This window comes from Endobacterium cereale (assembly GCF_009617585.1).
GTDB lineage: Bacteria > Pseudomonadota > Alphaproteobacteria > Rhizobiales > Rhizobiaceae > Neorhizobium > Neorhizobium cereale.
This window is the reverse complement of record NZ_WIXI01000044.1, coordinates 147,217-162,623: the sequence shown is the minus strand read 5'-3', so window position 1 is coordinate 162,623 and position 15,407 is coordinate 147,217. Positions and strand designations below refer to the sequence as shown.

Below are 15,407 nucleotides of genomic sequence, written 5' to 3'. Positions count from 1 at the left end.
GATCACGGGAAGGTCAGCAATATCTCGCCAAGTTTCCGCGTTGGCTTCAGCACCAGAGGAATCTGCATTGAATCTGAACCCTTGAAGAACTCGAATTGCCGTTCCGTTGAAAACGAACGCTTTGACCGCCCGCCCGCAAACGAACAACCGTCGGGACACCTAACAGTCAACTGCTTGAAAACGGTGCGGCGGTGCGGTCTGTCACCAGCAAGGATTTCGACACGTAAAGTGTCATGTTGAAGCAGCAGGCAGGACTGGTTCGCCCGGCAGGTAACATTGCCCGCCAGAGGCTCCTCTTCTTCAAACAGGACACCGAACCGCACGTTGAACTCGGCCGCATCTCGATTTTCAGACACGGCCGAATGTGGCGCAACCATCAGGATCAGTGCGGAGAACATGACCAGAAGCCGTTGTTTCTGCAACGATATCATTTCTCCAAACAACTGAACAAAAGATAGATGGCTTGACCACTATTCCAGCGGCACGGCCACGATCCGCAACTCGCCATTGGCACCCGACACCATCATATGCGCGAAGCGGCGACCTTCATTCTTGAGTGTTTGCACCCGCTTGGTCACATCTTCCGGGCTCTTCACCTGGTCCTGACCGACTTCTACGATGACTTCGCCGGCCTTCAGGCCTTTTTCAGCCGCGGCAGTGTTGGGTTCCACAGCCGTGATCACCACGCCATTGACGGCGGCACCTATGCCAAAGCTCTTGCGCTGGTCTTCACCCAGCGTCGAGAGCGCCAGACCGAGGCTGCTCGGGGCCACTGCGTCCGTATCAGCAGGCGGTTTCACATCTGGGCCTTGGTTTTCGGCCGTATCATTGTCCGGCTCCATATCTTCGCCCTCGCCTTCCGGCAGGACCGGCTGGCCGGCATTTTCCTCAGGCTCGGCACTGTCTTCCAGCTGACCGAGCGTGACCTTAACGGTCTGCTCCTTGCCATCGCGCATGACGACGACATCAACTTCCTTGCCGACCGGGCTTTCCGCCACTGCCAGCGGCAAGTCGCGCATTTCCTTCACCGGCTTGCCGTCGAAGCTGAGAATGACATCGCCGGCCTTGATGCTACCATTATCGACCGGTCCACCCTTGATGACGCCAGATACCAACGCGCCCTGGGCGCTTTTCAGACCGAGGCTGGATGAAACATCGTCCGTTACCGGCTGAATCCGCACGCCAAGCCAGCCACGGCGCGTCTCGCCGAATTCGATCAGCTGCTTGACGACATTTTCGGCCAGTTCTGTCGGCACGGCAAAGCCAATACCGATAGACCCGCCGCTCGGTGAAATGATCGCGGTATTGATGCCGATGACCTCACCCTTGGTGTTAAAAAGCGGACCACCGGAATTGCCCTTATTGATGGACGCGTCCGTCTGGATGAAGTTGTCGTAAGGACCGGCGTTGATATTGCGCCCGCGCGCCGAAATGATGCCGAGCGTTACCGAACCGCCAAGGCCAAACGGGTTGCCGATCGCCATCACCCAGTCGCCGATCCGCATTTTGCGCGAATCGCCGAAACGAACCGCTTTCAGCGGGGTCTTGGGCTCGACCTTCAGAACGGAAAGATCGGTCTTGGTATCGGTGCCAATCAGCTTCGCCTTCAGCTTGTCGCCGTTTGGAAACACGACCTCGATATCGTCCGCACCTTCGATAACGTGATTGTTCGTCACCACGAAACCGGCCGGATCGATCACGAAGCCGGAACCGAGCGAATTGACCTTGCGGTTGCCCTGCTCCTTGCCGTCACCATCGAAGAAATCGTTGAACAAATCCTGGAAGGGAGAACCTTCCGGCCCAGCCGGCTTTTGTGGCCCCTCACCTTCGTCTTTGACGCTCTGCGACGTGGAGATGTTGACCACAGCATCAAGCAGGCCTTCCGCGAGGTCTGCCACGGATGCCGGCCCTGCCCCTGGCGGTGGTGCAAGCGGCGAATTTGCCTGCGCCTGCGCCGAGGCCGCCGACGGCGTGAGGACTGCGCCCGAAAGCATGACGAATGCGGCACCTGCCGCTGCGGACCGTTTCAAGGACGATCGAAAGGAACGAGCCATCTATATCCTCGCTGAGAACCCGACTTATCTGGAACAGAAGCATAAGGCGGAATGAAGACCGGGGAAATTACCTTTTCGTGAGATAGCGCGCTCCATCCCCATGAACAGTATTCCCAAACGAAAGGGGCGGCCCGAAAGCCGCCCCTCAAGTTCAGTTCCTTACCTTCAGTTGTTGGCCGGTGCCGTCGGCTGGCCACCAGCTGCGGGCGCGGTCGGCGCCGTGCGAACTGGTCCCGGCCCCTGAGCCTGCCCTTGGTCCCTGGTGCCTTTCGAGTTCGAGAAGAACCGGAAGAACTCGGAATTGGGCGACAGGACCATGGTAGTGCCGGTGCCGCTCATCGACTCGGTGTAGGCACGCATCGAGCGATAGAATTCGAAGAATTCCTGATCGCGCGTGAAAGCTTCGCCGAAGATGCGGTTCCGTTCGGCATCGCCTTCGCCTCGAATGATTTCCGAATCACGTCCGGCTTCCGAAACGAGTTCGATCACCTGACGATCGGCTACAGCGCGACGACGCTGGCCCTCTTCGTTACCACGGGCACGGATCAGTTCGGCTTCCGCCAGACGTTCCGCCTTCATACGTTCGAAGGTCTGACGAGACACATCCTGCGTCAGGTCGGTACGGCGAATACGAACGTCCTGGATCTTGATGCCGAGCGTGGTTGCTGCGGTGTTCAGATCATCATGCACGTCGGTCATCATCGCCACGCGCTCGTCGGAAAGTGCGGCATTGAAACTGCGAAGACCATAAACGCGGCGCAGGCCGGCATCGAGACGCGTACGCAGCAGGCGTTCGGCATTGGCGCGTTCGCCCGATGCCATCTGCAGGAAGAGGCGAGGATCCTCAATACGATAAACGACAAAGGCGTCGACATCATAGAAAGCACCGCCGCGAACCTGAACGCGGATATTGTCGAGGTCGAAACGCAGGGCGCGGTCTTCGACATAAACGACACGGTCGGCATTCGCCATCGCGAAAGGCAGCTTGAAGTAAATACCCGGCTCCGACTTAACGGACTGGATTTCACCGAAGCGGATGACGATCGCCTGCTCGCGTTCGTTGACGACGAACACGGACGAATAGAGGATGAAAAGAAGAACGCCGAAAGCGATCAGGAAAGCGGGCAACTTGTTCGATACCATCAGTTTGCCCCCTGCTGCTGTGTCGCAGCTGCCGCACCGGCGGGCTGCTTCATAAGCTCGTTGATCGGCAGGTAGGGAACAACGCCCTTGCCGTCTTCGATGATCACCTTGTTGGAATTCTTCAGCACGCCCTCCATGGTTTCCAGGAAGATACGCTGACGGGTGACTTCCGGCGCGTTTTTATACTGATCGTAGATCGAGATGAAGCGCTGTGCTTCACCGGTCGCCTCGTTGACGACGCGATCGCGATAAGCGGCAGCTTCTTCGCGAACCTGCGCGGCCTGACCACGTGCGCCACCAAGCTTCTGGTTGGCGTAACGGTTAGCTTCCTCGACCAGACGGTCCTCATCCTGCTCGGCACGCTGCACTTCTTCGAAGGCATCGGCCACTTCACGCGGTGGGGACGCATCCTCGATCGGAACGGCATTGATCGTAATGCCCGCACCGTAGCGGTTCAGCGTATCCTGGATGATGTTGAGGACCTGCACGGAGATACCGGCACGGTCATCACGGAAAATATCCTGCGCCGGACGGCGACCAACGACTTCACGCATGGCGCTGTCGGCAACCTGCGAAAGCGTTTCGGATGGCGTCTCCAGCTTGAAGAGATAGGCCACCGGGTCGGTGATCGTATAGAGAACCGAGAACTGTACGTTGACGATGTTGGTATCGCCGGTCAGCATCCAGCCCGCATTCGAATTGGTCGTCGAACGCGCACCAATCGTCTGCTGCTGTTCGGTGATCTGCACGATTTCAACCGTCTCGATCGGCCAGAAATGGAAATGCAGACCCTGTCCGGACACTTCCTGCTTCGGCACACCAAAGCGCAATTCGACAGCACGTTCGTTCGGCTGCACCGTATAGAAGGACTGGAACACCACGAAAGCGACGATCACCAGCGCCAGGATGGCAAATACGCCACCATTGAAACCGCCGGGCATGACGCTACGCAGACGGTCCTGGCTGCGCCGGATCAGGTCTTCGAGATCGGGAGGGCCGCCATTGCCGCCGCCGTTTCCACCACCGCCACCACCGCGCGGTTTGTTCGGTCCCTGCCCCCAAGGCCCGCCTTGGTTATTTCCGTTGTTATTTCCGCCGCCGCCCCCCCAGGGGCCGCCGCCATTCTGATTGCTCCAGGGCATCAAAACCTCTTTGTTGGAATACTCCCATGCCGGTGGCGCGCGAATTCCCCCGCACATTTCCCGATCCAACCCGTTATAGGGTTCACAACACGTGGTTTCAACGCGCGCTCAATAACTTCCCGGTGTTCAGGGCAGGTTTCGCAAGGCTTTGAGACGATTTCGAAAACGAAACCTTACAAACCACAACCTATCTGCGACGATAGGTCACGAAACGGGTGGGATAGGTATCCTTTTCGCCGACGGGCACAACAAGCTCTTCGCCGTTCTCAAATACGGCGGAATCGATGGCCGGAAAAAAGGTGTCGCCGTCAGCGATTTCAGCCTCGACATGTGTGACATAGAGAATATCGGCAATCTCGATCGCCTGCCGGTAGATTTCGCCACCACCGATGACAGCAATCTCTTCGGCGCCACTTTCCTCGGCGAGCGCGTGGGCACGCTCGATTCCGGCCTGCAATGAAGAGACGGTTTCCACGCCGCCGACATCAAGATGCGCATTGCGGGTAACAACAACGTGCGGCCTGCCGGGCAAGGTCCGTCCACCAAAGGTATCGAGCGTCTTGCGGCCCATGACCATCGGCTTGCCCATGGTCATGGCCTTGAAGCGCTTGAGATCGGTCGACAGTTTCCACGGCATGTCACCATCGCGGCCGATAACGCCGTTATCAGCGACAGCAACGTAAATGGCGACCGGAATTTTCTTCACACCGCCACCTGCGCCTTGATGTGGGCATCCGCCTCGTAATTCTCGAGCGTGAAATCCTCGAACGTGAAGCCAAAGATATCCTTCACCTCCGGATTGATGCGCATGGTCGGCAGCGCCTTGGGCGTGCGGGTCATCTGCAACTCGGCCTGCTCGAAATGGTTCGAATAGATATGCGCATCACCCAGCGTGTGGACAAACTCGCCGGGCTCCAGACCAACGACCTGCGCCACCATCAGTGTCAGCAACGCGTAGGAAGCAATGTTGAACGGAATCCCCAAAAAGATATCGCCGGAACGCTGATAAAGCTGGCAGGACAGTTTTCCGTCCGACACATAGAATTGGAACAGGCAGTGGCAGGGCGGCAGCGCCATCTCGTCCACCAGCGCCGGGTTCCACGCCGAAACAATATGACGGCGCGAATTCGGATTGGTCTTCAGCCCTTCGATCAGGTTTTTGATCTGGTCGACATGTCCGCCATCCGGCTTTGGCCATGAACGCCACTGATAACCATAGACCGGACCGAGATTGCCGTTCTCATCGGCCCACTCGTCCCAGATGCGCACGCCGTTTTCCTTGAGATAAGCGATATTGGTATCGCCCTGCAGGAACCACAGGAGTTCGTGGATGATCGATTTCAGATGCAGTTTCTTAGTGGTCAGGACTGGAAACCCGTCCGCCAGATCGAAACGCATCTGATAACCGAAAACCGAGCGCGTGCCGGTGCCGGTGCGATCACCACGGTCGCTGCCGGTTTCCATAACATGCCGGAGAAGGTCGAGATATTGTTTCATGGAGTGGACCGCCGATTCCTGAATTTTTCACGTACATAATAGCACGCCTGCCCCGCACCAATGATGGCAACGTCGAACGCCGACGCTTTTTCCGGCTTTTCCACGATCATCACAGCAAGATGACAAGACCTCTTTTCAACGGGCTCGCGAACCCCTATATCACCCGTGCCGGGCTTCGGTCCGGATATGGCGATAAATGGTCGGTGTAATAAACCTATTGGACCCGGGGGCGGTACCCGGCGCCTCCACCAAAAACCGGTCGGTCGAAATGACCGGCTTTTGATGGGGGCGAAATAGGATCGACAAGGGCGTAAAGATCGTACTTTTGCTCGGCATGATACCGCCGTTATCGGGTCACAAGTGTAGTTGCAAACGACAACAACGCTAAGGAATACGCTCTCGCTGCCTAATGGCGGTGCGGGAATTCCGCTTTAAGTCCTTACGGTTAGCCCCGTAAGGCGGGGTTCGGAGGTACCTGGCAACAGAAACCTCCACCTTACCTTCCCGTTGAAGACCTGCTTCTCCTGACCCCTGAAATTTTGTAGAATGCTCGGAATCGAGAGTGAGCGGGGGCTTTTCCCCAACCTTGCCCTGCCCTATAACGGGCGAACGCAACCGAACCGATAAGAAAAGACGACAACGAATGGAAGACAGGCCGATGGGGCAGGATCATATCCGCTACGATATTCTGGCGCAGGACGCTCTGCGCGGCGTCATCCGCAAGGTTCTGTCCGAAGTCGCCACGACTGGCCGGCTTCCCGGTGAACATCACTTCTTCATCACCTTCCTGACCGGTGCGCCGGGCGTGCGCATTTCGCAGCACCTCAAGCAGAAATATGCCGAGCAGATGACCATCGTCGTTCAGCACCAGTTCTGGGATCTGAAGGTCAACGATACGCAGTTCGAGATCGGTCTTTCCTTTTCCGACACGCCGGAACGCCTCGTCATTCCGTTCAACGCCATCCGCGGTTTCTATGATCCGTCGGTGAACTTCGAGCTTGAATTCGAGGTTCCGATGGCTGACGAGGACGATAACGACGCCGGCGCGGAAATCACCGCATATCCGATCGACGCCGCATCCAAGCCGGCAGTGGAAGGTGAAGCGGAAGAAAAATCCGACGAACCAAAAAAGGAAGGCTCGGTCGTCTCGCTGGATTCGTTCCGCAAAAAGCACTGATCAGATCGGCGCTACGCCGATCCGGAGAATATGCCATGGCCGACATCGTCAACCTGCGTCAGTTCCGCAAGACCAAGGCCAGAGCCGAAAAACAAAGCCAGGCGGAACAGAACCGCCTGACTTTCGGACGGACGAAAACAGAAAAGACGCTGACAAAGGCGCTGAATGACAAGGCCGAGCGCGCGCTCGACCAGAAGAAGCTGGACAAGCCTGAAGACGACGCCTGACCTGGCGTTATGACGTTACGTTACCTCTCCGCCTGAAATGCCGATACGATCAGTCTCGTGTGCGAGTACGGTACCATGATCCGCAAACATTCCGCGACCCTGCATGGGCATCGCACCAGTTTCACGCTCGAGGACGAGTTCTGGAGCGAGCTCAAGACGATCGCGGTCGCGCGCCAGAAAAGCGTGGCCGGCTTGATTGCCGAAATCGATGATGGCCGCGACGCCGAGAGCAATCTGTCTTCGGCACTGCGTGTGCATGTGCTGCGGCATCTCAAGGGCGAAGGCTGACAGCACACTTTTAACGAGACGGGCATCACCTACGGCAGGTCATCGACGATCGAATTGATGAGGCAGGCGGTGAAAGCCTTGAAGTTATCATCTCTTCGTTCCTCGGAGACGATTATCGGAACATCCTTGGATGCAAGATGCCCGGCACGAACCAAGGTCGCGATATAGTCAATATAACCACTTCCGAAAATGCCGTCCTGAATTGCGATCCAGCTCTCCATCTCCTTGACAGGATCCATGTCCTTGCTCTCGATGTCCTCGGCGGTTTTGGCGATCCGTTCCGTCAGGTTTCGTTCCTGCTGCTTGGCGTAGGCCGCAGATTTCTCCGCCTCGACCGCACGTGTGGTCGGTGTGCTACCGCTGGCAGCCAGCGTGTCGTCAATCTCGGATTTCAGCCACCCCCTTTCCTCCTCCGATATTGCTGAAATGCGGTGGCTCATTTTTCGCAAAGTCGACGCGATCTCGCCAGCCACGATTTTGCGCTCAGTTTTTCCGGAAATGCCGTTGTCATAGCAGACCAAGAACCGATCCAGTTCGCTGGAAGCCTTCGCTCCGCCCGCCGGAGCCCCAAAGACGGCAGCAATAATCGGCAGGACCCATTTCATCGCACTGTACCCCGCTCTCACTGCTGCACGCCCGGCAAGCTCCGAAAATCCTGAGTGTTGAAATCGAGCGCCGGTGTGCCGCTGCCACCATCGGCTGGCGGTAGTGTCAGGCGAGGCTCGGCCTCTTCGCGGCGTCGGCGCTCGTCTGCTGCCTTTTCTTCGAGCTGACGCCGCTGCTCCTGTTCGGCGGCAATGCGCGCGTCTTCCTCCAGCCGCGCCTTCTCATCCGCGACGGCCTTTTCGCGGGCGATGCGGCGTTCATTTTCGCGGAAGGTATAGAGTGCAGCCTCGCGGCGCAGGCGTTGTTTTTCCAAAACGCTCGCCTGCAAGGTTTCGACGCGGCGGCGTTCCTTTTCGAAGGCGCGCATGGAGAGAAAATTGCTCATGTCGGAAACGTCGATGGTTTCGGTCGGCTCGGAGAGATCGCCGGAATAAACCAGCTTCAACGCTGCATCACCGCCCGCCAATGCCTCTTCACCGGCATCGAAACCGACGGCGATTTCGCCGGCCAGCGTGTTTTCCGAAAAATTCAGGCGCAGAGCACCGTTGAGTTTGGCCGCGCCATCGGCGGCGGCGATATTCTGCGCGCGGGCTTCGCCATTGGTCATGGTGAAGGGAATGGCGACGTCGCCGATGCGGGTTTGGCCCGCATGAACCAGAGCAGCGACCAGCGGCTGAACCTTCGCCGCCGTCACCTCGCCCTTGATACCATCGGCCTGTGTGAGCAGAGGCGTCAGCAGGCCGGGATTAAGGCCGTTGACGGTGATATTCGACAGGCGAACCTGCCCCGAACCGCTGGCAGACCCCAAAAGATCGGCGACACTTTTTGCCGTGGCCTCGGCCACCAGATCAAAACCGACACCGCCGGTCGCAACCGGTGCGCCACTTTCCGCCTGCCAGAGCAGCGGCGCGAGATTGCCGCCTTCAAGCGTCAGGCGGGTTTGAAAGATCCCGACGCCCTGCCCGTTCGACATCATCACGCGACCACCAATCTTGCCGCCGTTCCATATGCCGGCGAGATTTTCGATCGTCAGATTACCACCACGATGGGTGATGCGGCCGGTGAAACCGGTCACTGCAGCGGCGAAATCCGTACGCAGGGTTTTGGCCGAGACATCGAGCGTCACATCAGCGCCACCGAAGACCGGAAGGGAAAAATCCTTCGATGTGAGCCGGCCGGTTTCGGCATTGGTTAGCGGACCGTAGATCGCCTCCCCCAGCCATGCGAGATCGAGCGTATCGATGGCAAGCCTGCCGCTTGCAGCCAAAGCGGGCGTACTGCGGTCGAGACGGATTTCACCACTCAATGCGTTGCCGGACAGCGTACCATCCAGAGCGGCCACAGTGATAGCCTCGGGCGTCAGCGTAAGATCGGTGGACAGTTTTGCCGGCAGGCCGGCGCCGAATTGCGGCAGGCCTATGCCGGTCATCAGCAGATAAGGCTCGATATCCGGGCTTGTCGCTGCAAGTGCAAGCTTGCCGTTACCGAAACCGGGATCGATCAGATTGATCTCCCCCTTTGCGGAAAACGTCGTCTCGCCGGCGGCATATGCGAGATCGACCGTGGCAGGCTTATCCTCGCCACCGCTGACGGCTACCGTCAGGCGACCATCACCGTCGACATCGAAGGGCAGCGGATCGAGACCGGCTTGGCCGAAGAGGGTCGAGGCATTGGGATTTTCAAGCGAAGCCTTCGCGACAAAACTGTTGTTATCGGTGAGGTCGAAGAGTTCCGGCAGGCGGATATCGCCATTGACGCGGCTGCCATTGCTGACGCCCGAGAGGCTGGCAGCGAGACCATTCACGTTGCCGCCGACCGTCACATCGACTTTCAGATCGGTTTCGGCATACCAGCCGGCGATATCAGCCAGTTTTGCCAAGGCCGGATTGCGCGGCAGACGATCCCGCAACATGGCGAGAAAGGCGGTTGGATCTGACGATTTCAGCGCGACCGTGCCGGTGCCCGCATAGGCAAGAAGCGATCCTTCGAACCTGCCATTCGCGGTGATTTCCGCGCCGGCGATATCGCCGACGGTGAGCCTTTCCAATGAGAGCGCGCCATCGGCAAAGGCAAAACTCGTATCGACTTTATCGGCAGCAACGCCAAAGGCGTTGAAACGATCGGCGCGCAACGTGCCGGAAAGCTTGTGGTCGAGCACATCGCGCCCAGCATCGTCACCGCTCAGAAGCGAACCGAGAGCGCGCATGGCGTCGATGTCGATCTCGTTGCCGGCAAGATCGACGGTCAGGCTCGGCGTCTGCTCGGGCAAGGACTGGCGTTCGATGTTGCCGGTGAGAGTCGCATTGCCGATTGCAAGCTCAAGCCCCTCAAAACGCTGGCGTTCGGTGGTCAGATCGACCTTTGCGGAAAAGCCCGCTGAACTGAGGCGACGAATGGCCGGATCGACCTTGCCGGACAGCCAGTCCGCGAAACCCGAAGGCTGGTTGGAGGCCAGCAGCACATCACCGGAAAAGGCTGCATTGCCAGCAAGCTGCAGATTACCCTTGGCTTCGACGCGGGTGCGGCCGGGAAGCGTCACAACAACATTATCGACCGCCCAGCCTTTTCCGGCGGGACGCAGATCGAGATGAATGTCACGCATGGTCGTGTCGTTGAGCACGATGGCCGGCAGGCTGAGCGAAACCTTGCCGGGAACCTGCGGGATCGGAATGGCGGCCGCCATGCGGATCAGCGCATTCAGGCGTCGCTGCGCCGAGACAGCGGGATTGCGCGAGGTCTTGCCGCCCGTCTCATCCTGCGTGAGGCGATTGACATCGATCTGCTGGCCATCACCTGTAAGCAGGAATTCAGGGTTTTCGCCGGTGTCGAGCGTCGCTTCGCCTGTGGTCACGTAGGGGTTATCGGCGGCGCCGAGTTCCAGCCGGTATTCCGGAATGCGAATGCGGTCATTGGTAAGTTCGAAACGGCCACGCACGCGCGGACCGGGTGGCGGCGGAGTGACGGGTTCTTCGTCGGTCTCTTCCGCCAGCGTGACGAGATTGAAGCCGCCTTCGTAACCGGCACGACCTTCCTTGATGGCAAGCGCGCCATCCAGCTGCAATTCGATCGCCTGAAGATCGGGCCAAAGGCGCAAACGCAGCGGTACAGTGCCGCCTGCCGTATCCGGCTCTCCACTCGAAAAATTGAAACGGGCGTCGTAACCGTCGAGATTGGCCGTGCCATCCGCCCGCCATGGGCCGGCAAGCGATGCGGCCGCCATATCGGCATTAAATGCCGTCAGGCGGCGGGTGCGACCGGTCTGTTCGTCGATGAACTCGATCTCGGCATCGGTGACATGCACGTCTTCCAGCACGACATTTCGGGCCGGGATATCGACCCGGCTGCCGCGCGTCCAGTCCAGCGTGCCATCCGGGAGAACGCGGATACGTGCCTTGGGGCGGACGATGCGCATGTCGAAAATGCGCGCCTCGCCGGACATGAAGGGCGCAAGTTCCATATCCATGGAAAACTCGGCGGCCTGAACCTGCGGCGTGCCATCGGTATCGCGGCCGATGCGCACGTCATGCATGGTGACCGACGGGAACGGCAGGATGCGGGCATCGACATTGCCGTGGACGGTCACCTTCTTGCCGAGAATGCGGCTTGCCTGATTTTCGAACTCGGTGCGAAAGCTCGACCAGTCGAGGAAGAACGGCGCGAACAGGGCCGTGAACAAAGCCACGACCACAAGCCCACCGAGGAAGAGCATCAACCGTCCGAGCACTGCCTGTCATCTCCCCTATATGCTGCTTTGCCGTTGCCGGACCGTCAGTCCGCCGGATGCCAGATTTTTCCGGGATTGAAGATGTTGTCCGGGTCCAGGCTTTTCTTGATTGTCTGCATCAGCCTCAGGGCCGGACCGGTCTCTTCGGCAAGAAGGCTCACCTTGCCCTGCCCGACACCATGTTCGCCGGTGCAGGTGCCATCCATGGCAAGCGCCCGCTTGCCCAGACGATGGGTGAAGGCTTCCACCTTGGCAACAGATGCCGGATCCTTGTCATCGAACATCACCAGGACATGAAAGTTTCCGTCGCCGGCATGCCCGACGATCGGCGCCAGAAGTCCGGCTTCGGCGATATCGGCCTGGGTTGCTGCCACACATTCGGCCAGACGCGAGATCGGCACGCAGACATCGGTGGAAAAACCGCTGAGCGACGGATCGAGAGCTCGGCCGGCCCAATAGGCGTTGTGGCGGGCCTTCCAGAGCTTTGCGCGTTCTTCGGCATTGGCGGTAAAGACGAATTCGTCACCGCCGAATTCCGCAGCGATTTCAGCGAACTGCGCCGATTGCAGTGCAACGGTTTCGTCCGTGCCGTGGAATTCGACAAACAGCGTCGGTTTTTCCGGATAGGAAAGATCCGAATAGGCATTGCAGGCGCGGATCTGCATGGCATCGAGAAGTTCGATACGGGCAACAGGAATGCCCATCTGGATGGTCATGATGACGGCGCTGCAGGCGGCTTCCACCGTTTCAAACGCGCAGACACCGCCGCCAATCTTTTCGGGAATGCCCTGCAGGCGCAAGGTCACCGAGGTGATGATGCCGAGCGTGCCTTCCGAACCGACGTAAAGCCGGGTCAGATCATAACCGGCCGACGACTTTCTGGCGCGCGTGCCGACATGGATTTCCTCGCCATCGGCGGTGACCACCGTCAGCGCCAGAACATTGTCCTTCATCGTGCCGTAACGCACCGCATTGGTGCCGGAGGCGCGCGTAGCCGTCATGCCGCCGATCGATGCGTTTGCACCAGGATCGATCGGGAAAAACAGGCCGGTATCGCGCAGATGAACGTTCAGCTCCTCACGGGTGAGGCCGGGTTCGACGGTGACATCTAGATCTTCGGGCGAGACGCTGAGCACCTTGTTCATGCGGCTGAAATCGAGGGAAATGCCGCCATGCGCGGCATTCACCTGGCCTTCCAGCGACGAACCCGTGCCGAAAGCGATGACCGGCACCTTGTGGGCGGCGCAGGTTTTCACCACCAGTTTCACATCCTCGCTGGTCTCGGCAAAAACGACGCCATCCGGCAATTGTGCCGGTAGATAGGTCGTGGTGTGGGCATGCTGCTCGCGAAACGACTGGCCGGTCTGAAAACGCTCACCAAAGGCCTGCTTTAAAATATCGAGTACGGCGGAGATGCCCTGCTCGTTGCGCTTGCCCTGTCGAACGTCCTTGATGGCCATCTTCCAAAATTCCCGTTTCATCCGGGCCAGATCGCCCTCACCCTTGTGGTATGGGAGCGGTCGGTCTTTGTCCAGTTTGAAGCAGGCAAAGTCATCGCTTGGCGAACTTGGATTTTTTATTTTCCTCGATGCTTTTGCGGGTCATGCGTTCAGGCACTGAAAGCTGCCTCGCATAGTTAGTAACAAGTGACACCTCTCACTACCCCGTCCGGCGGTTTTTGCCCGCGACTTCGGTTCGTCTGAGAAAGCCATCCCGGTGATTTGCCACCGACCGGCGGTCTTGTGTACCGCACACACACGTCCGGCGCTCTTTGTCAGGCTTCCGAGACATTGTGAGGTGTAACGCCCTCAACATTTCTCCCGAGTCGCCACAGGGAACCAGTTTCCGAGAACCCCGAGATTGAAGACCTACGCGTTTCTCCCACACCAGCACCGGCTCTACTTCCCCGGGCCACCTCCCGGTGTATCAGCGATGGAACACGCGAAGCATCGCACGGGTCCCAGATACGAGGATGAAATCGGAGTCAACGTATTGATATCCCCAACAAAACGTCCAGGGATTTTCGTCAATTCGTGGAGTTATGGGGACCAGTCATTGTTGGAGGGCGGTGTTTGTATCCTCGGGCTTGCCGTGAGGATACAAACACGAGCGTGGGTGGTCGCAAAACTCTCTTTTCGCGTGACTGCATCGGCTCCCGCGCCGGCACAAGGCTGGAACGACGCAGGAGAGAGACGGCGCGCTTCATGGCGGAGGCTTTAAGCCGTCTCTCGTCGTTCAACGGCTTACGCTGCACGCCGTCCGAAAATAATCAGCAGCATTGCGCCAAGGATACCGGCCACGACCGAGCCCAGCAAGATACCGATCTTCACGTGGTCCTGCACGGCAGGGTCATCAAAGGCGAGAAGGCCGATGAACAGCGACATGGTGAAACCGATACCGCAGAGGAAAGCGGTGCCCGCCATCTGGCCCCACGTGGCCTTGGCCGGCAGGTGCGCCACACCGAGTTTCACCAGAACCGCAACCGTGCCCATAACGCCGACCAGCTTGCCGGCGAGAAGGCCGACCGCGACACCCATGGTGAGCGGCTCGGAAAACAGCGCCATCGATACACCCGACAGCGATACGCCGGCATTGGCAAAGCCGAATATCGGCACAACGATGAAGGCAACCGGCTTGTGCAGCAGATGCTCAAGCTTGTGTAGCGGCGATTCGTCGTGCGAGGCTTCCGGCGTGCCGGGTGTCGGCTTCAGCGGGATTGTGAGGGCCAGAAGCACGCCGGCCAACGTTGCATGTACGCCGGACGCAAAAACAAGAATCCACAACACCACACCGAGCGCCAGATACGGCCACAGGGCCATAACCTTCATCCGGTTTAACGCGAAGAGAACAGCCAGAACCGCCGCCGCGCCAGCCAAGGCCAGAATGTTCAGGTCCGCCGTATAGAAAACGGCGATGACGATGACCGCACCGAGATCGTCGATGATGGCGAGTGCTGCCAGAAAGATTTTCAGCGACGCCGGAACGCGGCTACCGAGCAGCGAAATGACACCGAGCGCGAAGGCAATATCGGTGGCTGTCGGGACCGCCCAGCCACGCAAAGCCGTCGGATCGTTCCAGTTGAAGGCAACGTAGAACAGCGCCGGAAACAGCATGCCGCCTGCGGCCGCGGCGCCCGGCAGAATGCGCCGGCTCCATGTGGACAGTTGGCCATCCAGCATCTCGCGCTTGATCTCGAGGCCCACGACAAGGAAGAACACCGCCATCAGCGCGTCGTTGATCCAGTGCTGCAGGCTGAGCGGGCCGATATAGATATGCAGGGCGTGGAAATACGGTTCCGCCAACGGCGAATTGGCAACGATGATGGCGAGCGCCGCCATGGCCATGAGCACGAGGCCACCTGCGGCCTCATTGTCGAGAAAGTTGCGCAGTGTGGACCGGATACGGCCCTTGGAAATGGTCGAAGACACGGGTTATCGCTCCCTCGTTGGAAGGTTGAAATCAGCCTCCGTCGATTTCGGGGGAACCCGCAGCGCACGCAGCACACGCCATGCGCCGAAAGATAGTGCATTGGCCGATGATTTTCCACGG

Annotated in this window: 13 protein-coding genes and 1 other RNA gene; 4 read left to right on the top strand and 10 right to left on the bottom strand. The window is 58.9% G+C overall.

The window, feature by feature from the left end; all coding sequences use genetic code 11:
• Positions 1 to 2 precede the first annotated feature (2 nt).
• From GAO09_RS14495 to GAO09_RS14470, 6 genes are all read right to left on the bottom strand, one after another.
• On the bottom strand, positions 3 to 422 hold the full coding sequence (locus GAO09_RS14495; protein WP_153354715.1) for a hypothetical protein: 420 nt from the start codon (positions 420 to 422) through the stop codon (positions 3 to 5).
• A gap of 48 nt (positions 423 to 470) precedes the next feature.
• Positions 471 to 2,054, bottom strand: a complete 1,584-nt coding sequence (locus GAO09_RS14490) for a DegQ family serine endoprotease (RefSeq protein WP_153354714.1) — start codon at positions 2,052 to 2,054, stop codon at positions 471 to 473.
• A 165-nt stretch (positions 2,055 to 2,219) separates the two neighbouring features.
• A complete protein-coding gene (gene hflC / locus GAO09_RS14485) occupies positions 2,220 to 3,197 on the bottom strand; it encodes a protease modulator HflC (RefSeq protein WP_153354713.1) in 978 nt (325 codons plus the stop codon).
• Positions 3,197 to 4,339, bottom strand: coding sequence for an FtsH protease activity modulator HflK (hflK, locus tag GAO09_RS14480; RefSeq protein WP_153354712.1), 1,143 nt, complete (start codon positions 4,337 to 4,339; stop codon positions 3,197 to 3,199). Before hflK ends, hflC begins: the two co-directional genes overlap by 1 nt.
• 187 nt (positions 4,340 to 4,526) lie before the next feature.
• Positions 4,527 to 5,045 (bottom strand): dihydrofolate reductase, encoded by a 519-nt coding sequence (locus GAO09_RS14475; protein ID WP_324184695.1) that lies wholly within the window; start codon positions 5,043 to 5,045, stop codon positions 4,527 to 4,529.
• Positions 5,042 to 5,836 carry a thymidylate synthase gene (locus GAO09_RS14470; protein ID WP_153354711.1) on the bottom strand — a complete coding sequence of 265 codons (795 nt, stop codon included), beginning with the start codon at positions 5,834 to 5,836 and terminating at the stop codon, positions 5,042 to 5,044. The genes GAO09_RS14475 and GAO09_RS14470 overlap by 4 nt, the downstream gene beginning before the upstream one ends.
• A 128-nt stretch (positions 5,837 to 5,964) precedes the next feature.
• On the opposite strand from GAO09_RS14470, the gene ssrA reads away from it, so the two are divergent.
• From ssrA to GAO09_RS14450, 4 genes are all read left to right on the top strand, one after another.
• Positions 5,965 to 6,332: a transfer-messenger RNA gene (ssrA, locus tag GAO09_RS14465) on the top strand.
• Between the two features lie 162 nt (positions 6,333 to 6,494).
• Positions 6,495 to 7,013 carry an SspB family protein gene (locus tag GAO09_RS14460; protein ID WP_153354710.1) on the top strand — a complete coding sequence of 173 codons (519 nt, stop codon included), beginning with the start codon at positions 6,495 to 6,497 and terminating at the stop codon, positions 7,011 to 7,013.
• 35 nt (positions 7,014 to 7,048) lie between these two features.
• Positions 7,049 to 7,240: a DUF4169 family protein gene (locus GAO09_RS14455; protein WP_153354709.1), complete on the top strand. Its 192-nt coding sequence runs from the start codon at positions 7,049 to 7,051 to the stop codon at positions 7,238 to 7,240.
• 75 nt (positions 7,241 to 7,315) lie between these two features.
• On the top strand, positions 7,316 to 7,528 hold the full coding sequence (locus tag GAO09_RS14450) for a ribbon-helix-helix domain-containing protein (RefSeq protein ID WP_153354708.1): 213 nt from the start codon (positions 7,316 to 7,318) through the stop codon (positions 7,526 to 7,528).
• 29 nt (positions 7,529 to 7,557) lie between these two features.
• Here the strand turns inward: GAO09_RS14450 and GAO09_RS14445 are convergent, their stop codons facing one another.
• The 4 genes from GAO09_RS14445 to nhaA all read right to left on the bottom strand — a co-directional run bounded on the left by GAO09_RS14445 (position 7,558) and on the right by nhaA (position 15,286).
• The gene (locus GAO09_RS14445) at positions 7,558 to 8,133 is read right to left on the bottom strand and encodes a hypothetical protein (protein ID WP_153354707.1); all 576 of its coding nucleotides are present in this window, start codon (positions 8,131 to 8,133) and stop codon (positions 7,558 to 7,560) included.
• 17 nt (positions 8,134 to 8,150) lie between these two features.
• Entirely contained in the window at positions 8,151 to 11,843 is a 3,693-nt protein-coding gene (locus GAO09_RS14440; protein ID WP_153354706.1) for an AsmA family protein, read from the bottom strand.
• A 59-nt stretch (positions 11,844 to 11,902) separates the two neighbouring features.
• Complete coding sequence (locus GAO09_RS14435) at positions 11,903 to 13,318, bottom strand: FAD-binding oxidoreductase (RefSeq protein WP_153354705.1); 1,416 nt, start codon at positions 13,316 to 13,318, stop codon at positions 11,903 to 11,905.
• 783 nt (positions 13,319 to 14,101) lie between these two features.
• A complete protein-coding gene (nhaA, locus tag GAO09_RS14430; protein ID WP_324184694.1) occupies positions 14,102 to 15,286 on the bottom strand; it encodes a Na+/H+ antiporter NhaA in 1,185 nt (394 codons plus the stop codon).
• Positions 15,287 to 15,407 lie beyond the last annotated feature (121 nt).